This is a genomic window from Roseateles sp. PN1, assembly GCF_038419725.1.
Lineage (GTDB): Bacteria > Pseudomonadota > Gammaproteobacteria > Burkholderiales > Burkholderiaceae_C > Paucibacter_A.
Genome location: NZ_JBCARA010000001.1, coordinates 137,893 through 155,587 on the forward strand (window position 1 = coordinate 137,893; position 17,695 = coordinate 155,587).

At 61.9% G+C, this 17,695-nt stretch carries 14 protein-coding genes; 5 read left to right on the forward strand and 9 right to left on the reverse strand.

Going from position 1 to position 17,695, the window contains the following annotated elements; translation table 11 throughout:
* The first annotated feature begins 85 nt into the window (after positions 1 to 85).
* Positions 86 to 652: a YbhB/YbcL family Raf kinase inhibitor-like protein gene (locus AABB87_RS00485; protein WP_341969132.1), complete on the forward strand. Its 567-nt coding sequence runs from the start codon at positions 86 to 88 to the stop codon at positions 650 to 652.
* Positions 653 to 711: 59 nt separating this feature from the next.
* Here AABB87_RS00485 and AABB87_RS00490 read toward each other — a convergent pair whose 3' ends face one another.
* The 6 genes from AABB87_RS00490 to dnaA form a co-directional block, all read right to left on the reverse strand.
* A complete protein-coding gene (locus tag AABB87_RS00490) occupies positions 712 to 948 on the reverse strand; it encodes a hypothetical protein (RefSeq protein WP_341969133.1) in 237 nt (78 codons plus the stop codon).
* Positions 949 to 1,048: 100 nt separating this feature from the next.
* Positions 1,049 to 2,137: a phosphate ABC transporter substrate-binding protein PstS gene (gene pstS, locus AABB87_RS00495; RefSeq protein ID WP_341969134.1), complete on the reverse strand. Its 1,089-nt coding sequence runs from the start codon at positions 2,135 to 2,137 to the stop codon at positions 1,049 to 1,051.
* A gap of 157 nt (positions 2,138 to 2,294) precedes the next feature.
* Positions 2,295 to 3,170, reverse strand: a complete 876-nt coding sequence (locus AABB87_RS00500) for a hypothetical protein (RefSeq protein ID WP_341969135.1) — start codon at positions 3,168 to 3,170, stop codon at positions 2,295 to 2,297.
* Positions 3,171 to 4,220: 1,050 nt separating this feature from the next.
* Positions 4,221 to 6,746 (reverse strand): DNA topoisomerase (ATP-hydrolyzing) subunit B, encoded by a 2,526-nt coding sequence (gyrB, locus tag AABB87_RS00505; RefSeq protein WP_445944824.1) that lies wholly within the window; start codon positions 6,744 to 6,746, stop codon positions 4,221 to 4,223.
* Positions 6,747 to 6,926: 180 nt separating this feature from the next.
* Positions 6,927 to 8,048, reverse strand: coding sequence for a DNA polymerase III subunit beta (gene dnaN, locus AABB87_RS00510; protein ID WP_058721292.1), 1,122 nt, complete (start codon positions 8,046 to 8,048; stop codon positions 6,927 to 6,929).
* Between the two features lie 124 nt (positions 8,049 to 8,172).
* Positions 8,173 to 9,660, reverse strand: a complete 1,488-nt coding sequence (dnaA, locus tag AABB87_RS00515) for a chromosomal replication initiator protein DnaA (protein ID WP_156422243.1) — start codon at positions 9,658 to 9,660, stop codon at positions 8,173 to 8,175.
* A 493-nt stretch (positions 9,661 to 10,153) separates the two neighbouring features.
* Between dnaA and rpmH the strand changes: the two genes are divergently transcribed.
* From rpmH to yidC, 4 genes are read left to right on the forward strand one after another with little or no spacing between them, the layout of a single operon-like run.
* On the forward strand, positions 10,154 to 10,288 hold the full coding sequence (rpmH, locus tag AABB87_RS00520; protein WP_054021782.1) for a 50S ribosomal protein L34: 135 nt from the start codon (positions 10,154 to 10,156) through the stop codon (positions 10,286 to 10,288).
* Positions 10,289 to 10,320: 32 nt separating this feature from the next.
* The gene (locus AABB87_RS00525; RefSeq protein ID WP_341969139.1) at positions 10,321 to 10,779 is read left to right on the forward strand and encodes a ribonuclease P protein component; all 459 of its coding nucleotides are present in this window, start codon (positions 10,321 to 10,323) and stop codon (positions 10,777 to 10,779) included.
* Between the two features lie 18 nt (positions 10,780 to 10,797).
* On the forward strand, positions 10,798 to 11,130 hold the full coding sequence (gene yidD / locus AABB87_RS00530; protein ID WP_341969141.1) for a membrane protein insertion efficiency factor YidD: 333 nt from the start codon (positions 10,798 to 10,800) through the stop codon (positions 11,128 to 11,130).
* Complete coding sequence (yidC, locus tag AABB87_RS00535; RefSeq protein ID WP_341969142.1) at positions 11,127 to 12,851, forward strand: membrane protein insertase YidC; 1,725 nt, start codon at positions 11,127 to 11,129, stop codon at positions 12,849 to 12,851. Before yidD ends, yidC begins: the two co-directional genes overlap by 4 nt.
* A gap of 164 nt (positions 12,852 to 13,015) precedes the next feature.
* Here the strand turns inward: yidC and AABB87_RS00540 are convergent, their stop codons facing one another.
* The 3 genes from AABB87_RS00540 to AABB87_RS00550 form a co-directional block, all read right to left on the reverse strand.
* Entirely contained in the window at positions 13,016 to 13,918 is a 903-nt protein-coding gene (locus AABB87_RS00540) for a hypothetical protein (RefSeq protein WP_341969143.1), read from the reverse strand.
* A gap of 141 nt (positions 13,919 to 14,059) precedes the next feature.
* Entirely contained in the window at positions 14,060 to 16,747 is a 2,688-nt protein-coding gene (locus AABB87_RS00545) for a serine/threonine-protein kinase (protein WP_341969145.1), read from the reverse strand.
* Positions 16,744 to 17,277 (reverse strand): ECF-type sigma factor, encoded by a 534-nt coding sequence (locus AABB87_RS00550; protein WP_341969146.1) that lies wholly within the window; start codon positions 17,275 to 17,277, stop codon positions 16,744 to 16,746. Before AABB87_RS00550 ends, AABB87_RS00545 begins: the two co-directional genes overlap by 4 nt.
* Between the last annotated feature and the right edge of the window lie 418 nt (positions 17,278 to 17,695).

Genomic DNA, 17,695 nt, shown 5'->3' on the forward strand with positions numbered 1-17,695 from the left:
TGGGCCCTCGCCAGGCACAAGCCCCTACCGGGCCTTGTGTCCGGGCTCAGTTAATCCACTTCCGCTTTTTCATCATCTATCCGCCATGAAACAACAAGTCTTGATCGCTAGCGCCCTGCTCGGCGCCGCTTCGCTCGTTCACGCCGCTGGCTTCCAGCTCAGCAGCCCCGACATCAAGCCGGGCAGCCTGATGGATGCCAAGCTCGAGTTCAATGGCTTCGGCTGTAGTGGCGAGAACAAATCCCCCGCCCTGCAATGGCGTGGCGCGCCGGCGGGCACCAAGTCCTTCGCCGTGACGGTGTATGACCCCGACGCCCCCACCGGCTCCGGCTGGTGGCATTGGTCCGTCATCAATCTGCCGGCCGATGTGAACGCACTCGCGCCCGACGCCGGTGCCGTGGGCGGCGCCAACTTGCCCAAGGGTGCCAGCCATGTGCGCATCGACTACGGCGTGGCCGGCTGGGGCGGCGTATGCCCGCCGCAAGGCGACAAGCCGCACCGCTACATCTTCACCGTGCACGCGCTGAAGACCGACAAGCTCGAGATCCCCGCCGACGCTACCGCCGCCCTGGCCGGCTACATGATCAACGCCAATGCGCTGGGCAAGGCCAGCTTCACGGCGAAGTACGGGCGAGCCAAGGCCGCCAAGTAAGCGCAAGAGCGAGCTGGTTCTGCAAGAAGGCCTAGCCGCCGGCTGCGGCCTGATCATGGTCAGGCCCGCAGCAGCAGCTCGCGGATGCGCGCAATGGTGGCCTCCACCGGCGCCTCCCGCGAGACCTCCAGGCCCAGGTCCCGCGCAATCTGATTCACCTTGGCGGGATGCAGGGGAATGCCGCCGGCATCAATGGCGGCGATCAGGGCGCGGGCTTGGGCCTGCTCCGGGGGCGTGGCAGCTCCAGTGCCTGCGGCGCGCTGGGCGAGCAGCTGGCGTAGGGGTGAGGGCTTCAAGGGCTGAACCTGATCAATGCAAAGCGGCAGCTTGCATCATGCCGCATCGGCGCTGGGCCTGCACCGCTGGCTCAGCCTGCCAAGCCAACAGCGCCTAGATTTACAGCAGCTGATAACGCGGCAGATCGCCGCTTTGCGGCCGCACCTGGGCAAAGCGCCCGGCCAGCTTGGTCTGCATCGAGGTGGGCAGCGGCGCGAAGCCGGTGCCCTTGGTCAGGTTATCGCCGCGGCTGAAACACCAGTACCAAAACTTCAGCGCCGGCTCGACGCTGGCGGCGGTGGCCGGCAAGGCATCCAGCAGCACAAAGGTGGTCTGGGTCAGCGGCCAGGCGTCGGCGCCGGGCATGTCTAGCAAGCTGGCGGTGTCCTGCCCGCTGCGCGCCAGCTCGCTGTTCAGCACGGCGGCGCGGAAACCCGCCTCGGAGGCCGACACAAACTGGCCATCGCGATTGCGCAGCTGCACGCCGGCCAAGCCATCGGCATCCACTCGGTCTGAGCTGACGAAGCCAATCGCGCCAGGCGTTGTCTTCACCGCCTGGGCAATGCCATCCGTGCCTGCTGCCGCCACCACCTCGCCCGGCCACTTGGGCAGCGCGCCGATGCCCACGTCTTTGGCAAAGCGGGGCGACTGCTGGGCCAGGTAGCGGGTCACGCTCTCGGTGCTGCCGGACTTGTCGCTGCGCACCACCCGCACGATGCGGCGGCTGGGCAGGGGCAGGTTCTTGTTCACCGCCGCAATGCGCGGATCGTTCCAGCGCTCGATGGCGCCCAACATGATGTCCGCCAGCAGTTCGCCGGTCAGCTTCAGCTTCTGGTTCTCAAAGCCCTGCACCACCGGCACCAAGCCGCCCACACAGGTCGGGATCTGCACCAAACGGCGCTCGCTCAACTCTTGCACCGACAGCGGCGTGTCAATGCAGGCAAAGTCAACACTGCGTGCGATGGCCTGCCGAACGCCATCCCCCGAGCCCGTCGGCTTGTAGTTCACCACCTGGCCACCGGACTGCGCATATTGCCGCCCCCAGCGCAGGTACAGCTTGGCCGGGAACGTGGCGCCCGCCCCGCGCAACTCCGCCTGCGCCAAAGCGCCCAACGAACCCAAGCCTCCACCCAGGGCCACAGCAGCACCGGCCAAACCAACAAAGCGCCGGCGCCCGGGCACCCACTGCGAACGAATCAAGGACTTCACGACACTCACGCCTACTCAATTTGGGAAAACTGACATTTTAGGAGCCGGCTTTGTCGGCACGTCGAGGTTGGCTGGCTTTTTTGAATACTGCCAACTTAATAGGCTAGGCGAGTTTCCTGGTGAAGGAGTGGCGCGTGACAGCGAGGCCGGAGTTAGTTCATGAATCTTTCGTAGTAGTCGCCTCAACTACGTTACTAGCCTGTAGTTTTCGCGAAAGCCAACGAGAAATTGGGATGCTGAAGAACCCGATTGCAAGCCCACCCCAGAAGTCATTGACGGAAATGGCGACAGGGGCCACTACGCCCTTGGTGCTCTGTGCGAATACTAGCAACATGCAGGCAGTTATCGCTCCGCCAATGGCTCCGACAGATAGTCGACATATCCAGTGTGCCGCGCCACAAAGAATTCGAATACCCCAGCAGTAATCACCTGTTGGCTTTGGTTGTCTTGCTTTTCGGGTCTGTTGGCCGTTTATGGAAAGAAACACTGACAATAGTGCAACGCCAGCGGCCGCGCCCCAAATTACATGCGTTTCAGGCCTTCCAATCTTTATGGGGAGGAGTGTATGACTTACTGCTGATCGTGCTGCGATTTTATAAGTTATAGAGAGGCGAAAGTCAGTCTCTCTGTCAATGAGAAACGCATATGAAGAATTAGCTGCAGGCAGCAATTCGCAACTAATTGCATGAGTCGCCCCCGCTTCGATCGACATTGAATCAAATTTTCCATTGAGACAAGGGCGTTCATAAATCCGGCTGAGCGGAGCTAGTGCTTTAATATCAATGGATTGAAGTGTTATCGTGTGCGCTGATCGGTTTTCTAAGCTGAGAACTACGGGAATCGGCTCATACATTACCGAACGGCCAGTCGCAGCGAGTGATATTCGAAGATCTGGGGTTGTATCAAATCCCCCTGCTGAGATGTCACTTTTGACTGGAATATTCGGCGACAATTGAGCGATGGCCTTTGCCCCATATCCAACTAGCGATATTGCAATCATCAACTGCAATAGGAGAATTAGGCAGGCGTTCATATGAAATTTAAGAATTGTTTCGCCCGCACTTCGTAAGGGCATTCGTGATTCTCGAATACATATCCTTGTTCTGGACATTTCTATTCCAGTCGGAAGAACGTGATCTCTTCCATTGGCCAATAGATGCAATTGCCACACGTGCACGCGAATTGCATGGCGTTTGACATATATCTTGGGCGAGTCTTGAGTCTGAGATACCCCCGGCTAACGACACCTTCCAAGAAGGGCAACTCGCAACAGCTTTAAGCCAAACCCCCACTGTCTGGCTTTGAAACAATTCAAGCTCAGAACGAGCTAGAAGCTCGTCCAATTCGATACCCACATCTGCTCGCTCGTAGGCCTGAGAAAGGTATGTCAACTGGAGAATTCTCTGGGTTCGAAAACTCGCCCGTTGAGATTCTTCGAGATTTGCTATGTCCTCGAGAACTCGCCGACGCAGTGCGATCTCTTGCTTCTGAAATCGTGAAGCCGCAGGAGCATCTCCTGAATCTGCCAAACTTTGTGCAGCCCTAAGTTGGACACTAGTAACGTCTTGAATAAACTGTTCAACTTTCTTTCCACCTTCTTGCGCGAGCACTGCCAAACTGTGCCGATGATAGGCAGAAGCAGCACATTCCGCTGCAGTTGGAAGCTCAGCAGCTGTAACTACAGAAAGGTAGTCCAGAACGTTATTTAAGTACTTGCTTGGGCTCGGGCCCTGATCAATCGGACAAGCCGCTAGCGAGGTACAGGCCCCAACTACGGCCAGTGCTACCAGCTGTTTCCTCATTCACAATCCCTGAAGTCATATTGTTTTCGTTAGCTTCCAGACTTACTGCTCTGGCGCTGATAGCAGATCAACTGATTGGCAACTACAGCCCTAAACGCGGCTTCGCAAAAGCGTACTTCCACGCGGCTGTCTAAGGTCAGCGCCGCAGTTCTTGTGCAACAAGGCTGAGATTCCCGAGCCATGCTGAGTGAGAGAACTTTTTGCCGAGCAATGTGAACGCCGGCCAACTCTATGTGGCAATCTCCGCAACTACTCTTGCGGCTTCCGTCGTCCTACACGACTCAAACGTCGATATTCCCCGCCCTTAACGCATTCGTTTCAATGAAGTCACGCCGTGGCTCCACTTCGTCGCCCATCAGCATGGTGAACACGCGGTCGGCTTCGATGGCGTCGTCGATCTGCACGCGCAGCAGGCGGCGGACGTTGGGGTCCATGGTGGTTTCCCAGAGCTGGCTGGGGTTCATTTCGCCCAAGCCTTTGTAGCGCTGGCGGCCGACGGAGTTTTCGGCTTGTTGCATCAGCCAGGCCATGGCGGTGCGGAAGTCGACAACCTTGCTTTCCTTGGCCTTCTCGCCTTCGCCCTTGCGCACGATGGCGCCTTCGCCGATCAAGCCCTTGAAGGTGAGGCCGGCGGTGGCCAGCACTTCGTAGTCGGCGCTGTGCACAAAGTCGGCGTTGATGATGGACGAGCGCGTGTTGCCATGCTGCTTGCGCGCAATGCGCAGGAAGAACTTGTCGGTGCGGGCGTCGTATTCGCTGGTGACCACGGCGTCGTGCAGGGCGCCTTGCATGGCCGTGGCGGCGGCTTCGGCGTTGTCCTTGCTGTCCATATTGATGGCCAGGCCGCTGGACAAGCAGCGCAGCGCCTCAAAGTCCATCCAGTTGGACAAGCGGCTGATGACGCTTTCGGCCAGCACGTATTTGCTGGCCAGTGCTTCCAGGGCTTCGCCGCTCAGCACCGCGTCGCCGATGCCGGTGTGCAGGGCGGCGTCTTGCATGGCCACCTTCAGCAAGAAGGCGTCGAGTTCGGTGCCGTCTTTCAGGTATTGCTCATGCTTGCCGACCTTGACCTTGTAGAGCGGCGGCTGGGCGATGTAGATGTGGCCGCGCTCGCACAACTCGGGCATCTGGCGGTAGAAGAAGGTCAGCAGCAGGGTGCGGATGTGGGCGCCGTCAACGTCCGCATCGGTCATGATGATGATGCGGTGGTAGCGCAGCTTATCGGGGTTGAAGTCGTCGCTGCCGGCGCCGCGGCCGATGCCGGTGCCCAGGGCTGTGATCAGCGTGATGATTTCATTGCTGGTCAGCAGCTTTTCATAACGTGCTTTCTCGACGTTCAGGATCTTGCCGCGCAGCGGCAGGATGGCCTGGAACTTACGGTCGCGCCCTTGCTTGGCGGAGCCACCGGCGGAGTCGCCCTCCACGATGTAGATTTCGCACAGCGCGGGGTCTTTTTCCTGGCAGTCGGCCAGCTTGCCGGGCAGGCCCATGCCGTCCAGCACGCCCTTGCGACGGGTCATTTCACGGGCCTTGCGGGCGGCTTCGCGGGCGCGGGCGGCGTCGAGGATCTTGCCGCAAATCATCTTGGCGTCGATCGGGTTCTCAAGCAGGAAGTCGGTCAGCAAGCGGCTGACGATGTCTTCCACCGGCGCGCGCACTTCGGATGACACCAGCTTGTCTTTGGTCTGCGAGCTGAACTTGGGTTCGGGCACCTTGACGGAGACCACGCAGGCCAGGCCTTCGCGCATATCGTCGCCGGCCACTTCGACCTTGGCCTTCTTGGCCAGATCGTTGTCCACGATGTATTTGTTCAACACCCGGGTCATGGCGGCGCGCAGGCCGGTCAGGTGGGTGCCGCCGTCGCGCTGCGGGATGTTGTTGGTGAAGCAGAGCACGTTTTCGTTGTAGCTCTCGTTCCACTGCATCGAGACTTCAACGCCGACGTTGGTGCCCTGCTCGCTGATCTTGTCGCCCTGGGCGTGGAAGATGGTGGGGTGCAGGGTGTTCTTGCCCTTGTTGATGAACTCGACAAAGCCCTTCACGCCGCCGGCGTAGGCAAAGTTGTCTTCCTTGTTATTGCGCTCATCGACCAGGCGGATCTTCACGCCGTTGTTCAAGAAGCTCAGCTCGCGCAAGCGCTTGGCTAGGATTTCGTAGTGGAAATCGACGTTGGTGAAGATCTCGTCGTCGGGCAGGAAGTGGACTTCGGTGCCGCGCTTGTCGGTGTCGCCGACGATGCGCATGGGGCTGACTTCCCAGGCCGTGCCAGCGCTGTCGTTGCGCATTTCCAGCAGGCGGTCTTGCGGCACGCCCTTCTTGAATTCGATCTGGTGGACCTTGCCCTCGCGGCGCACGGTCAGGCGCAGGTGCTTGGAGAGTGCGTTCACGCAGCTCACACCCACGCCGTGCAGGCCGCCCGAGACCTTGTAGCTGTTCTGGTTGAACTTGCCGCCGGCGTGCAGCTCGGTCAGTGCAATTTCAGCGGCACTGCGCTTGGGCTCGTGCTTGTCGTCCATCTTGACGTCGGTGGGGATGCCCCGGCCGTTGTCGCTGACGCTGATGGAGTTGTCGGTGTGGATGGTGACGATGATGTCGTCGCAATGGCCGGCCAGCGATTCGTCGATGGAGTTGTCCACCACTTCGAACACGAGGTGGTGCAGGCCGGTGCCGTCGGAGGTGTCACCGATATACATGCCGGGGCGCTTGCGCACGGCTTCCAGGCCTTCGAGGATCTGGATCGAATCGGCGCCGTACACCGCGCCGGAGCTGGCCTCTGCCGTGACGGCGGCTTGCTGCTTGTCGGTCAGGCCCTCGGGGCCGTGGCCTTCGGCCTTGTTACCTTCGGGGGTGGCGTCTTGGTTCGAAACATCGGTCATCTGGAACTCTCTCTCACACCGGCATGGCCTCTTGCGCGCATGCCTTTAAAAGCACTGAAGCGGGCCGGGTTAGAAAACCACAAGCCCGCTTGATTGATTCGTTAGCTGTCGTTAGATGCGCATGGGCATGACGACGTATTTGAAGCCGCTCTGCTCAGGGATGGTGATCAGGGCGCTGGCCGAGCTGTCGTTCAAATCGATGCTGACCATGTCTTGGCTCATGTTCTGCAACACGTCCATCAGATAGGTCACGTTGAAGCCGGTTTCGATCAGGTCGCCGCCGTAATCGATTTCGATTTCTTCCTTGGCCTCTTCTTGCTCGGCATTGCTGGAGGCGATGCTCAGCAGGCCCGGCTCGAAGCTCAGGCGCACGGCCTTGAACTTTTCGCTGGTCAGAATCGCAGCGCGCTGCAGCGAGGACAGCAGCGTTGTGCGGCCCAGGGTCACATTGAACTTGTGGTTCTTGGGGATGACGCGGTTGTAGTCCGGGAACTTGCCTTCCACCAGCTTGGTGACGAACTCCATGCCCGAGAAGCTGAACTTGGCCTGGTTGCCGGCGAAGCGCATCTCGATGGGCTGGCTGTCGTCTTCGCCCTTGCCGTCTTTGAGCAAGCGCATCAATTCCAGCACGGTCTTGCGCGGCAAGATGACTTCTTGCTTGGGGATTTCGGTTTCCAGCTCGGCCTGGGCCAGGGCCAGGCGGTGGCCGTCGGTGGCAACGAGCGTGAGGTTCTTGCCTTCGGCGACGAACAAGATGCCGTTCAGGTAATAGCGGATGTCATGCACCGCCATCGAGAAGTGCACCTGGTTGATCAGGTGCTTCAGCGTCTTTTGCGGCACGCTGAAAGCAGGGCCGAAGTCAGCCGCTTCTTGCACCAGGGGAAAGTCGTCCGAGGGCAGAGTCTGCAGGGTGAAGCGGCTTTTGCCACCCTGCAGCGTCAGCTTGGAGGCATTGGCCGTCAGCGAGACGGTCTGGTCCGAAGGCATGGAGCGCAGGATGTCGATCAGCTTGCGGGCACCCACGGTGGTGGTGAAGTCGCCCGCATCACCGCCCAGCTCGGCGGTGGTGCGTACCTGGATTTCCAGGTCGCTGGTGGTCAGCTCCAGCGAGCCGCCGGTCTTGCGTATCAGCACATTGGCCAGGATGGGCAAGGTGTGACGCCGCTCGACGATGCCGGCGACGGCCTGCAAGGCGGTCAGTACCTTGTCCTGGGTGGCTTTCAACACAATCATGTCAACCTCTTTTCATTTGTCTGGAGCGCGCGCGCGAAACACCGCGCATTTTGACTTAGTTATGGGCTGTTTCTGCCGCATGGAAACCATGTCTTTGCGGCCAAGTGTTTGGCCGGGCGGTCGATCAGCCTTTGAGCGTCTGTTCCAGCACGTGCAATTGCTGGTTGAGCTCGGTGTTCTTTTGCCGTTCGCCACCGATTTTGCGCACCGCGTGCAGCACGGTGGTGTGGTCGCGGCCGCCGAACAGCTCGCCGATCTCGGGCAGGCTCTTTTGCGTCATTTCCTTGGCCAGGTACATGGCAATCTGGCGCGGACGGGCAATGCTGGCCGGGCGCTTCTTGCTGTACATATCGGCGATCTTGATCTTGTAGAAGTCGGCCACCGTCTTCTGGATGTTCTCCACAGACACTTGGCGGTTCTGGATCGAGAGCAGGTCTTTCAGCGCCTCGCGCGCCAGCTGGATATTGATTTCCTTGTGGCTGAAGCGGCTGTAGGCCAGCACTTTGCGCAGGGCGCCTTCCAGTTCGCGCACATTGGCGCGCACATTCTTGGCGATGAAGAAGGCCACGTCCTCGGGCATGGGCGTTTGCTCGGCCTCGGCCTTCTTGATCAGAATCGCCACGCGCATTTCCAGCTCGGGCGGCTCGATGGCCACCGTCAGGCCGGCGTCGAAACGGCTGGTTAGGCGCTCATCAATATCGGCCAGACCCTTGGGGTAGGTGTCGCTGGTCATGATGATGTGGGCGCGCTTGGCCAGCAGGGCTTCGAAGGCGTTGAAGAACTCCTCCTGCGTGCGCTCTTTGCCGGCGAAGAACTGCACATCGTCGATCAGCAGCAGATCGAGCGAGTGGTACTTGGCCTTCAACTCATCAAAAGTCTTGCGCTGGTAGTTCTTCACCACATCGGAGATGAACTGCTCGGCGTGCAGATAAAGCACCCGCGCATCGGGCTTGTCCTTCAGCAAGGCGTTGCCCACGGCGTGGATCAAATGGGTCTTGCCCAAGCCCACGCCGCCGTAGATGAACAGCGGGTTGTACATCGCACCCGGTGCGCCGGCCACATGCAGGGCGGCGGTGCGTGCCATTTGGTTGGCGCGGCCGGGGACGAGGTTGTCAAAAGTCAGCGCGCTGTTGATGCGGTGGCGGCTGGCGCTGGGCGGCAGGTTCTGCGGCGCAGGGGCTTGCGCCACGGGCTGGCCGTGGGTCAGTGGGCCATTGGCGGGCGCCATTGGCGCCGGGCTGGGGCCGGCGGACACCGGCCGCAGGCCGTTGTGCAGCACCTGGCCGACAGCCATGGGCTGATTGGCGGCAACGGTATTGGCCGGGGCGGCCACGGCGCGTGCCATCGGTTCGCGTGCGGCCAGGGCCAGTTCCAGGCGGGCCGGTTTGCCGGCCAACTCGGTCAAAATGGATTCGATGCGGCCGGCGTACTGGTTGCGGATCCAGTCCAGCTTGAAGCGGTTAGGCACCCGCAGCGAGAACACCAGGCCATCGGCGCCCACGCCTTCAGCCACCATGGCCGGCGGCAAGGGGCGAATCCAGGTGTTGAATTGTTGTTCGGGCAACTCGGTGGCCAAACGCTCACATCCGCGTTGCCAAAGGTCCGCTCCCAGCGTGTCTGCGCCCTGCGAATTCTCGCCTTGCATCCCTACGCTTTGCATATCTACGCTCATTGTGGAAAACTTGTTCTAGAGCGGCCGAATTGTACGGGTTTAGGGCCGGCCAAGCCAAGGTTATCCACAGTTTTTTCGAGCCCGTCAATGTCAGGTAAACCCGATGGCTTTGTGCTCAGGGATTGACCTAGTGGCAGAAATTTGTTGTAATCGCGGGTTTTCCGGACGCTGGATGATGTTGGAGTGAGCGGGTTGCTAGTCAACCTTGCGTAGCCCTTGGCCGAGCTTGACTTCAAGCAAGGCACAAGCTTGGCAGGAGCCAAAGGCATTGAAAGCGCTCTGGCGCGGGGTATCCCGCAGGCTGCCGCCCCTTGTGGGCAGTTGCCTGAGGACTGCACCGCAGAGCGCAAATCTATTTGCATCCGGCGATTTTTCGCCAACAACAGCTAAAGCGTCACCCGACGTCCTTAGACCTTCTCAAGAGGCCTCCATCATGAAACGCACTTACCAAGCATCCAAGACCCGTCGCGCCCGCACTCACGGTTTCCTCGTCCGCATGAAGACACGCGGCGGCCGCGCTGTCATCGCTGCGCGCCGCGCCAAGGGCCGTAAGCGTCTGGCTGTCTGAGCCAAGACCCCGGTCTTGTGATTGGCCGCATCGTGCGATCGGCCGATTTTGAACGCGTGCTGGGCAAGCCCAGCCGTGCGCGTAGCAATCACTTTGCTGTGCATCACTTGGCTGCGATGCCGTCGAAGCTGCCAAAGCCCGCCCGTTTGGCGCTGGCTTTGTCCACAGCTCAAGGCGAGTTATCAACAGGCGATGCACAAGTCGCCCACAGCCCTGTGGAAGAGTTGCCGCCCGAGGGCGCTTGGCTGGGTGTGGTGGTGCCGAAACGGCATGCCAAACGCTCGGTCACGCGCTCGCTGCTGAAGCGGCAGATCCGTGCCGCTTTCGAGCAGCAGCCCTTGCTGCCACCCGGTTTATGGGTGGTGCGCTTGCGTTCGCCCTTTGATCGCAAACTTTTTCCCAGCGCCTCGTCCGAGGCGCTGCGCGCTGCTGCGCGTGCCGAATTGCAGCAACTGCTCGGCCGCGTGCTGAACGGTCCACGCAAGGCTTGAACCTGGTCGCGCCAGAGAATGAGCAGCAGCAACGCCTCCAGCCCGACTCGCGCCTCCCTGGCCGAACGCTTGGCCGTTGGCTTGGTGCGCGGCTATCGGCTCATGCTGAGCCCTTGGCTGGGTGCGTCCTGCCGCTTTAGCCCGACCTGCTCGGTCTACGCCATTGAAGCCCTGCAGCGCCACGGCGCCGCAGCGGGCACTTACTTGGCGGCATACCGTATCCTGCGTTGCAATCCTTTTTGTGCGGGCGGCCATGATGGCGTGCCCGAGCATGCACCGCGCCTGTTCGCCCACTTGGGTCTGAGCAAGCCGGTGTCCCCTCGTCCTCCTACTCCAGAAGCTTCCCCATGACTGATATACGCCGCACCGTGCTGTGGGTGGTGTTCACCATGTCCCTCGTCCTGTTGTGGGACGGCTGGCAAAAACACAATGGGCACCCGTCGATGTTCAGCCCGGCAGCGCCAAAGGCCGTAGCGACCGCGCCCTCAGCGCCCGGCGCGACCGGCGTGCCGACGCCCGCCGCCCTGCCAGGCGCAGCTGCATTGGCCGGCACTCCAACGCCTGCCGCTGCGGTGCAGGCGAACGAAAAGGTCCAGGTCAAGACCGATGTCTTGAACGTCACCCTGGACACCTTGGGTGGCGATGTCAGCCGTGTGGAATTGCTGAGCTATCTGGATGCGCCGGAGCCAGGCCTGTTTGACCCGATTCTGGAGTTGGTGGGCATCAAGCAAAAGCATGCGGTGGAGCGCAAGCCCATCGTTTTGCTGGACGCCGCCACGCGCAGCTACAAGGCGCAGACCGGCTTGGTCGGCAGCCAGGGCGAGCAATTGCCTACGCACAACACCTTGATGAGCGTTGTGCCCGGTGAGCGCACACTCAAAGACGGTATGAATGAGCTGACCGTGCGCATGGAGTCGCCCGTGGTGGGCGGCGTCAAGCTGGTCAAGACCTTCACCTTCAAACGTGGTGACTATGTGGTGGGCGTGCGCCACGAGGTGGTCAACGCCGGCGCTGCTGCCGTAACCCCGCAGGTTTACGTGCAATTGGTGCGTGACGGCGTGGCTGGCCCGCAAGGCAGCAGCTTCACCTCCACCTTCACCGGTCCGGCGCTCTACAACGATTCCACCAAGTTCCACAAAGTCGAGTTCAGTGACATTGACAAGGGCAAGGCTGAAATCGAGAAGCATGCCGACAACGGCTGGGTCTCGATGGTGCAGCACTATTTCGCCAGCGCCTGGTTGCATAACGGAGCCGGTCAGCGCGAGTTCTTCGTTAACCAGGTCAAGGGCGCAGTGCCCACGCAATACGCCGTTGGCATGGTCTTCACCATGCCCACCCTGGCACCGGGTGCCAGCCAGAGCCGTGACGACCAGCTCTTCGTTGGCCCGCTGGAAGAGAAGAAGCTGGCTGCCCTGGCCCCTGGCCTGGAACTGGCCAAGGACTACGGCATCTTCGCTATCCTGGCCAAGCCGTTGTTCTGGCTGCTGGAAAAGTTGCACGGCATGCTGGGCAACTGGGGTTGGGCCATCATCGCCCTGGTCGTTTTGCTGAAGGCCGCGTTCTACTGGCTCAATGCCAGCGCCTACCGCAGCATGGCCAAGATGAAGGCCGTTGGCCCCAAGATTCAGGCCATGCGTGAGCGCCTGAAGGACAAGCCCCAAGAGATGCAGCAGGAAATGATGCGCATCTACAAGGAAGAGAAGGTCAATCCGGTCGGTGGCTGCTTGCCCATCCTGCTGCAGATGCCTTTCTTCATGGGCTTGTACTGGGTGCTGCTGTCCAGCGTTGAAATGCGCGGCGCGCCGTGGCTGGGTTGGATCACCGACCTGTCCACCAAGGACCCTTACTTCATCTTGCCGATCTTGATGACCTTGTCGAGCTTGCTGCAAGTGGCCCTGGGCCCCAAGTCTCCGGACCCGATGCAAGCCAAGATGATGTGGTTCATGCCGCTGGCCTTCAGCTTCATGTTCTTCGTCTTCCCGTCCGGCCTGGTGCTGTACTGGTTGACCAACAACATCTTGTCGATCGCCCAGCAATGGATGATCAACAAGCAGCTGGGCGTGACGAACTAAAGCCAGCCCAAGCTAAAGAAAAAGCCTCCGCTTGCGGAGGCTTTTTTCATGGGCGAGCGCTGAAACGTCAGCCGGCCAGCCAAATGCCAGCGCTGCGGGCCAACACGCCATCCTCGGTTCCATAGCGGGCGGCCTTGGCATCGATGGCTGACCCTGGACGGCGTTCAGGGCTGCACGAAGGAGAACACGTTGACGCTGCCGTCGCTTTGCACGGCGGTGTGAACGATGACCTGCTTGGTGAGCCCTGTGCTCACTGGCACCACATAAAGCACCCAGCGCAGCGTTTTGCCACTGCCGGTGACCAGGCCGCTGGGGCTGAACAGGGCGTCGAGCTCGGCGGCGGTGAAGGTCGTCACCGAAGCCGGGCTGCTCGTGGTGTCGGTGACCGTTGCCGATGCAAGGTCAGCGGCGACGGCCACCGTGGTCGCGTCGCGCAGGGTGCTCGTTCCGTTGGGGCCACATTCCAGCGAGCGGAAAGCGAAGGCGGTGCCGAGCATCAAGCGTGCCGTGCTGCCCTTGAACACCGCCGCGCCCGTATCCGAGCGCACCGCCAGATGGTTGGTCTTGTAGCTGCCGCTGCGGCAGGTGAACAAGAGGTTGCCGTTATTCAGCATGGCGCCAACGTTGGTGGCGTTGTTGGCAATCGGGTCGGCCCAGTTCACCACTTGGTTGAAGCCATCGCTGCTAGTGACCTGCAGAGTGTTGCCGACCGAAATGCACTGCGTGGGCGCCGTGCTGCTGCTGCCGTAATAGTTCGCCACGGTCGCCGTGGCGGTGGGGCTGGCCGTGCTGTAAACATCGTAGGTGGGCGCCAGCCAGCTATTGCCGCTGCACACCGAGGCGGGTGCAGGCGTCGGAGCCGGTGCGGGAGCAGGAGCGGGTGCCGGTGCCGGTGCTGGCGCAGGTGCAGGTGCAGGTGCAGGTGCAGGTGCAGGTGCAGGTGCAGGTGCAGGTGCAGGTGCGCTGCCGTCTGAGTTGCCGCCGCCGCCGCCACCGCAGGCGCTCAGCAAGGCCGCCAAAGCCACCGCAGTCAGCGCTGTGGTTCCGATTCGTTTTCCGTTGTTCATCGCAAGTCCTTACAAGGTGGCGGGCTCGGGAATGAGCCTGCTTCAGACTGCTTAACGGAAGGACGGGCGGCCAAGCGCCAGGACTCGCAAATTCAATGCAAATTTTTCAGCGTCAAGGCTTTACAGCCGACTCATGTCGATTCACGCCGGCGTGGCTGGGTCATCAAGCAGCGCAAGAAACTCCGCGTAGTACTTGGAACCACTGGCCTTGAGCAAACGCTGCCGGAAGGTGTTCAGCCGGGCGTTCATCTCGGGGTCCATGGCCTGTGCTTGAATAAGACGATGCCAGGCCTGCGCCTGCCAAGCAAGGCCCGTGTCATCGGCTTGCTTCAAGCTATCTTGCCACGCGGCAATCGCTGCTGAGCGATCGCCCCGGGCCCAGGCCAGCTCCCCGGCACGCAGCGCAAGCACGGCGCCTCTGGCGGGGACTTTGGCGAAGCTCTGGCTCAGCACCAGTCGGCCCTGTGCCAGCAAGGCCTCGGCCCGTTCCAGATCTTGCTCGTGGATGGCGCTGGCACTACAGGCTTGGATGATGCGCAAGCGCATCGTCGGTTGAGGTGCTTGCACGTCCTGGCCCCAGGGCTTGCATGCCTGACGCAGCTGCGGCCAATCTTGGGCGCGCTGGGCCAATTCCAGTGTGGTGGCGGCGATGGTCAGCGAAAAGGCTTTTTGCCCCGTGTGCGCAGGCAGTTGCGCGATGCGTTGCGCTTCTTGCATATGGCGCATGGCCTCGGCGCGGTGCTCGCCCGCAAACAGCAGCTGGGCCAAATTGGCCTCCCCCCGCGCCAACAGCAGCGCATCGGCCCCCATGCTTCGGCGGATGATGTCTATGCCGTGTTGCATCAGGTTTTGGGCCTGCTCCGGGCGCAGGGTCATCGCGGCCAGGGCACCGGCCTGATCCTCGGAGGCGCCGGTCTTCCAGTCCTCACTCCCCCACAAGCGTCGGTTGGCATTGGCGCCAGCCATTGCGTCTTGAAAAGCCTCTTCCGTGCGACCCAGGCTGAGGTGGGAGATCATCAATTGCTCATACACGGTGCCTAGGGTGCTGGGGCCACTGACGGGCTCCAACAAGGCCGCCGCTTGCCGCAGATGCGCAATGTCTTCATCACCTGCGGCGTGCAGGCGGGCGCCGAAGCCTCCCAGCGTCATGTGCGCCCGCGCCAGCTTGATCGGGTCACGTTCCTTGTGTGCTTGATAGATGGCCAGCGCTTGCTGCGCGGCTTCGTAGCCTTCCTTGTACTGCCCTTGTGCCTCCCAGCCATCGCGCTGGCCCAGCAGTGCATCCGCATATGCCACGCTTTGCGAGCCACTCGTTTGCAGCGCCATCTGCACGCGTTCAGCGGCAAGCTGCTTTGCGAGCGCATTGAGCCCGAGTTGCTGGGTCAGGGTGGACAAGTCCGCCAGCAAGCGGGCGCGGGCTTGGGGCTGGTCCTGCAGCGTGTCAAGCACGCGCTGGGCGCCGCGCTCAATCAGCTGCCGCACCGGCATATCGCGTTCGCGAATATCGGGCTGTGGCGAATTGTTCGGATTGAAAAGGCCCACCACAAAGCCGTACATGGCGTCTGAGCGAGCGGCCTCCTGCCGCGCGAGGCTGGCGGATCGCAAGGCCCAGGCCGTGGATCCCAGCAAGGCCAGCACGGCAAGCGCACTGGCTGCCACGCCGAACCGATGCCGCCGTACAAAGCGCCCCGCCACATAGCGCCAGGACGGTGCTCGGGCCAGTACTGGCTTGCCATCCAAATGCCGGCGCAGGTCTGCGGCCATGGCTTCCACGGTCGCGTAGCGCTGGCCGGCTTCCTTGGCCAGGGATTTCAGCACAATCGTGTCCAGGTCACCGCGCAGGGCCTTGCGGCGTGTCGGGTCTTGGGCCTGTTGTGAGGGTGGCGGTGGGCGGAGTTCCAGAATCGCCTGCTCCAGCGCGTGGCGGTGTTGGGCCACGGCGCCGGCATAGGGGCTTTGGCCACTGAGCAGGCGGTAGGCCAGCACGCCCAGCGCGTAAACGTCAGAGGCCACACCCGGCGCTTCGCCGCGCACCTGCTCGGGCGAGGCGTACTCCGGCGTCATCGGGCGTTGGCCCAGCTGGGTCAGCGTGGTCTGCTCGGGCTCATCGGCGTCTTCCAGCAAGCGTGCAATGCCGAAGTCCAGCAGCTTGGCCTGACCATCGCCCTGCACCAGAACGTTGGCGGGCTTGATGTCACGGTGCACCACCAGTTGACCATGCGCATACTGAAGCGCATCGCAGATCTGCAGCAGCAGGGTCAGGTCTTGCCTGACCGTGGATTGCTGGGCCTGGCGCCAGCTCAAGAGGTCCTGGCCTTGCACATGCTCCATCGCCAGCCAGGGCAGGCCTTCGGGGGTGACTCCGGCATCGAACAAGCGCGCGATGCCCGGATGGTTCAGCCGCGCCAGCACATCGCGCTCGCGCCGGAAGCGCTCGGCCAGGTGGGGCGTCGGGCTGTGTGGCAGCTTGAGCGCCACTTCGCGCTGGAATTCACCTTGTGCCGGGCGCGCCAGCCAGACGCTGGCCATGCCACCGCGCCCCAATTCCCGGATCAATTGCCAGGGCCCCAGCACCTGATTGGCATGCCAAGCATTGGGCCTTTGCCCGGGCGCGGTGCTGCCCAGCGGCAGGCTGGCGGCTTGTTCTAGAAAGCCGGCCGCATCGGCGGCGGCGTCGGCGCGCATCAGCTGCTCCAGCGTGTCGCGCCAGACTTGCTGGTCGGCGGGCAACTGGTCCAGAAATACGGACCGCTCCGCTTCGGGCAGGGCCAAGAGCTCATTCAGCAAGGGCTCGATCTCGGCCCAGTGTTGCAGCATCGGTGCGTTCATGGGGTCAACAGGGTCCAGAGTACGGCGCGTGCCTTTTGCCAATCGCGTTGCACGGTGCGCCGGGCCACGCCCAGCAGTTCCGCGCATTCGGTTTCTTCCAGTCCGACGAAAAAGCGCAGCTCCACTAAGCGCGCCAGGCCAGGGTCGCTGCGGCCCAAGTCGGTCAGCGCTTCGTGCAAAGCCAGGTACTCCTCGTCGCGATGCGCCAGGGTGGGTAGCTCATCGAATGGCAGATGGGTGGCCTGGCCGCCGCGTATGGCGGCCTGCCGGGCGCGGGCGTAGTCCACCACCAGCGAGCGCATCGCCGTGGCCGCATAGGCCATGAAGTGCTCGCGCCCCATGGCGGCCCAGTCGGCGCGGCGCGAGAGCCGGAACCAGCTTTCATGCACCAAGGCCGTGGTGTCCAGCAAGGTCATGGGGCCGCTACGCCTGAGGCGCTGGCGGGCCATGGCCTTGAGATCCCGGTAAAGCTCCTCCTCCAGCAAGGGGCTGGCCTGTACTTCTTCTTGAGTCAAAACGAGTCCTATCAAGCGCGAGTTCCTTTGGCGGCCACCATCATGCCGCGCCAGGGCCAGGCCGCTCACAGCCGAGCGCCTCAGCTGACGCGCATGCGCAACGCGAGGGGGCGGCAAGATTCACGTCCTCGGTGAGGTGGAAGCCGGTGCTGGGTGGGCCGAGGAATCGCTTCAATGGCCCAAGCCATCGGGGTTCTGGCGCGATTCGAGTGGATTCGGCACTAAGTCACACCGCCACTGCTGGTGCTTCCACTACCCCCGCTTGGGGGGCTTTTTTGTTTGAGCGAACTCGACTTAAATCAAGTCATGCGGGGAAGAATATCGCGACCGATCTGAACCATACAAGGTTTGGCAGGTTCGTGAACGGCACCCGGCCCAGGCTCATGCGAGCGCTGTGCCTCTGCCTCCCCCGCGCCATCTTCTTGCTCGCTGA

Coding starts and splice junctions, on each gene's coding strand:
- AABB87_RS00545 (WP_341969145.1), bottom strand. CDS start 16,747: ATGAACGCACCGATGCTGCAACACTGGGCCGAGATCGAGCCCTTGCTG.
- dnaN (WP_058721292.1), bottom strand. CDS start 8,048: ATGATTGTGTTGAAAGCCACCCAGGACAAGGTACTGACCGCCTTGCAG.
- yidD (WP_341969141.1), top strand. CDS start 10,798: ATGAGCAGCAGCAACGCCTCCAGCCCGACTCGCGCCTCCCTGGCCGAA.
- yidC (WP_341969142.1), top strand. CDS start 11,127: ATGACTGATATACGCCGCACCGTGCTGTGGGTGGTGTTCACCATGTCC.
- rpmH (WP_054021782.1), top strand. CDS start 10,154: ATGAAACGCACTTACCAAGCATCCAAGACCCGTCGCGCCCGCACTCAC.
- AABB87_RS00485 (WP_341969132.1), top strand. CDS start 86: ATGAAACAACAAGTCTTGATCGCTAGCGCCCTGCTCGGCGCCGCTTCG.
- AABB87_RS00540 (WP_341969143.1), bottom strand. CDS start 13,918: ATGAACAACGGAAAACGAATCGGAACCACAGCGCTGACTGCGGTGGCT.
- AABB87_RS00500 (WP_341969135.1), bottom strand. CDS start 3,170: ATGAACGCCTGCCTAATTCTCCTATTGCAGTTGATGATTGCAATATCG.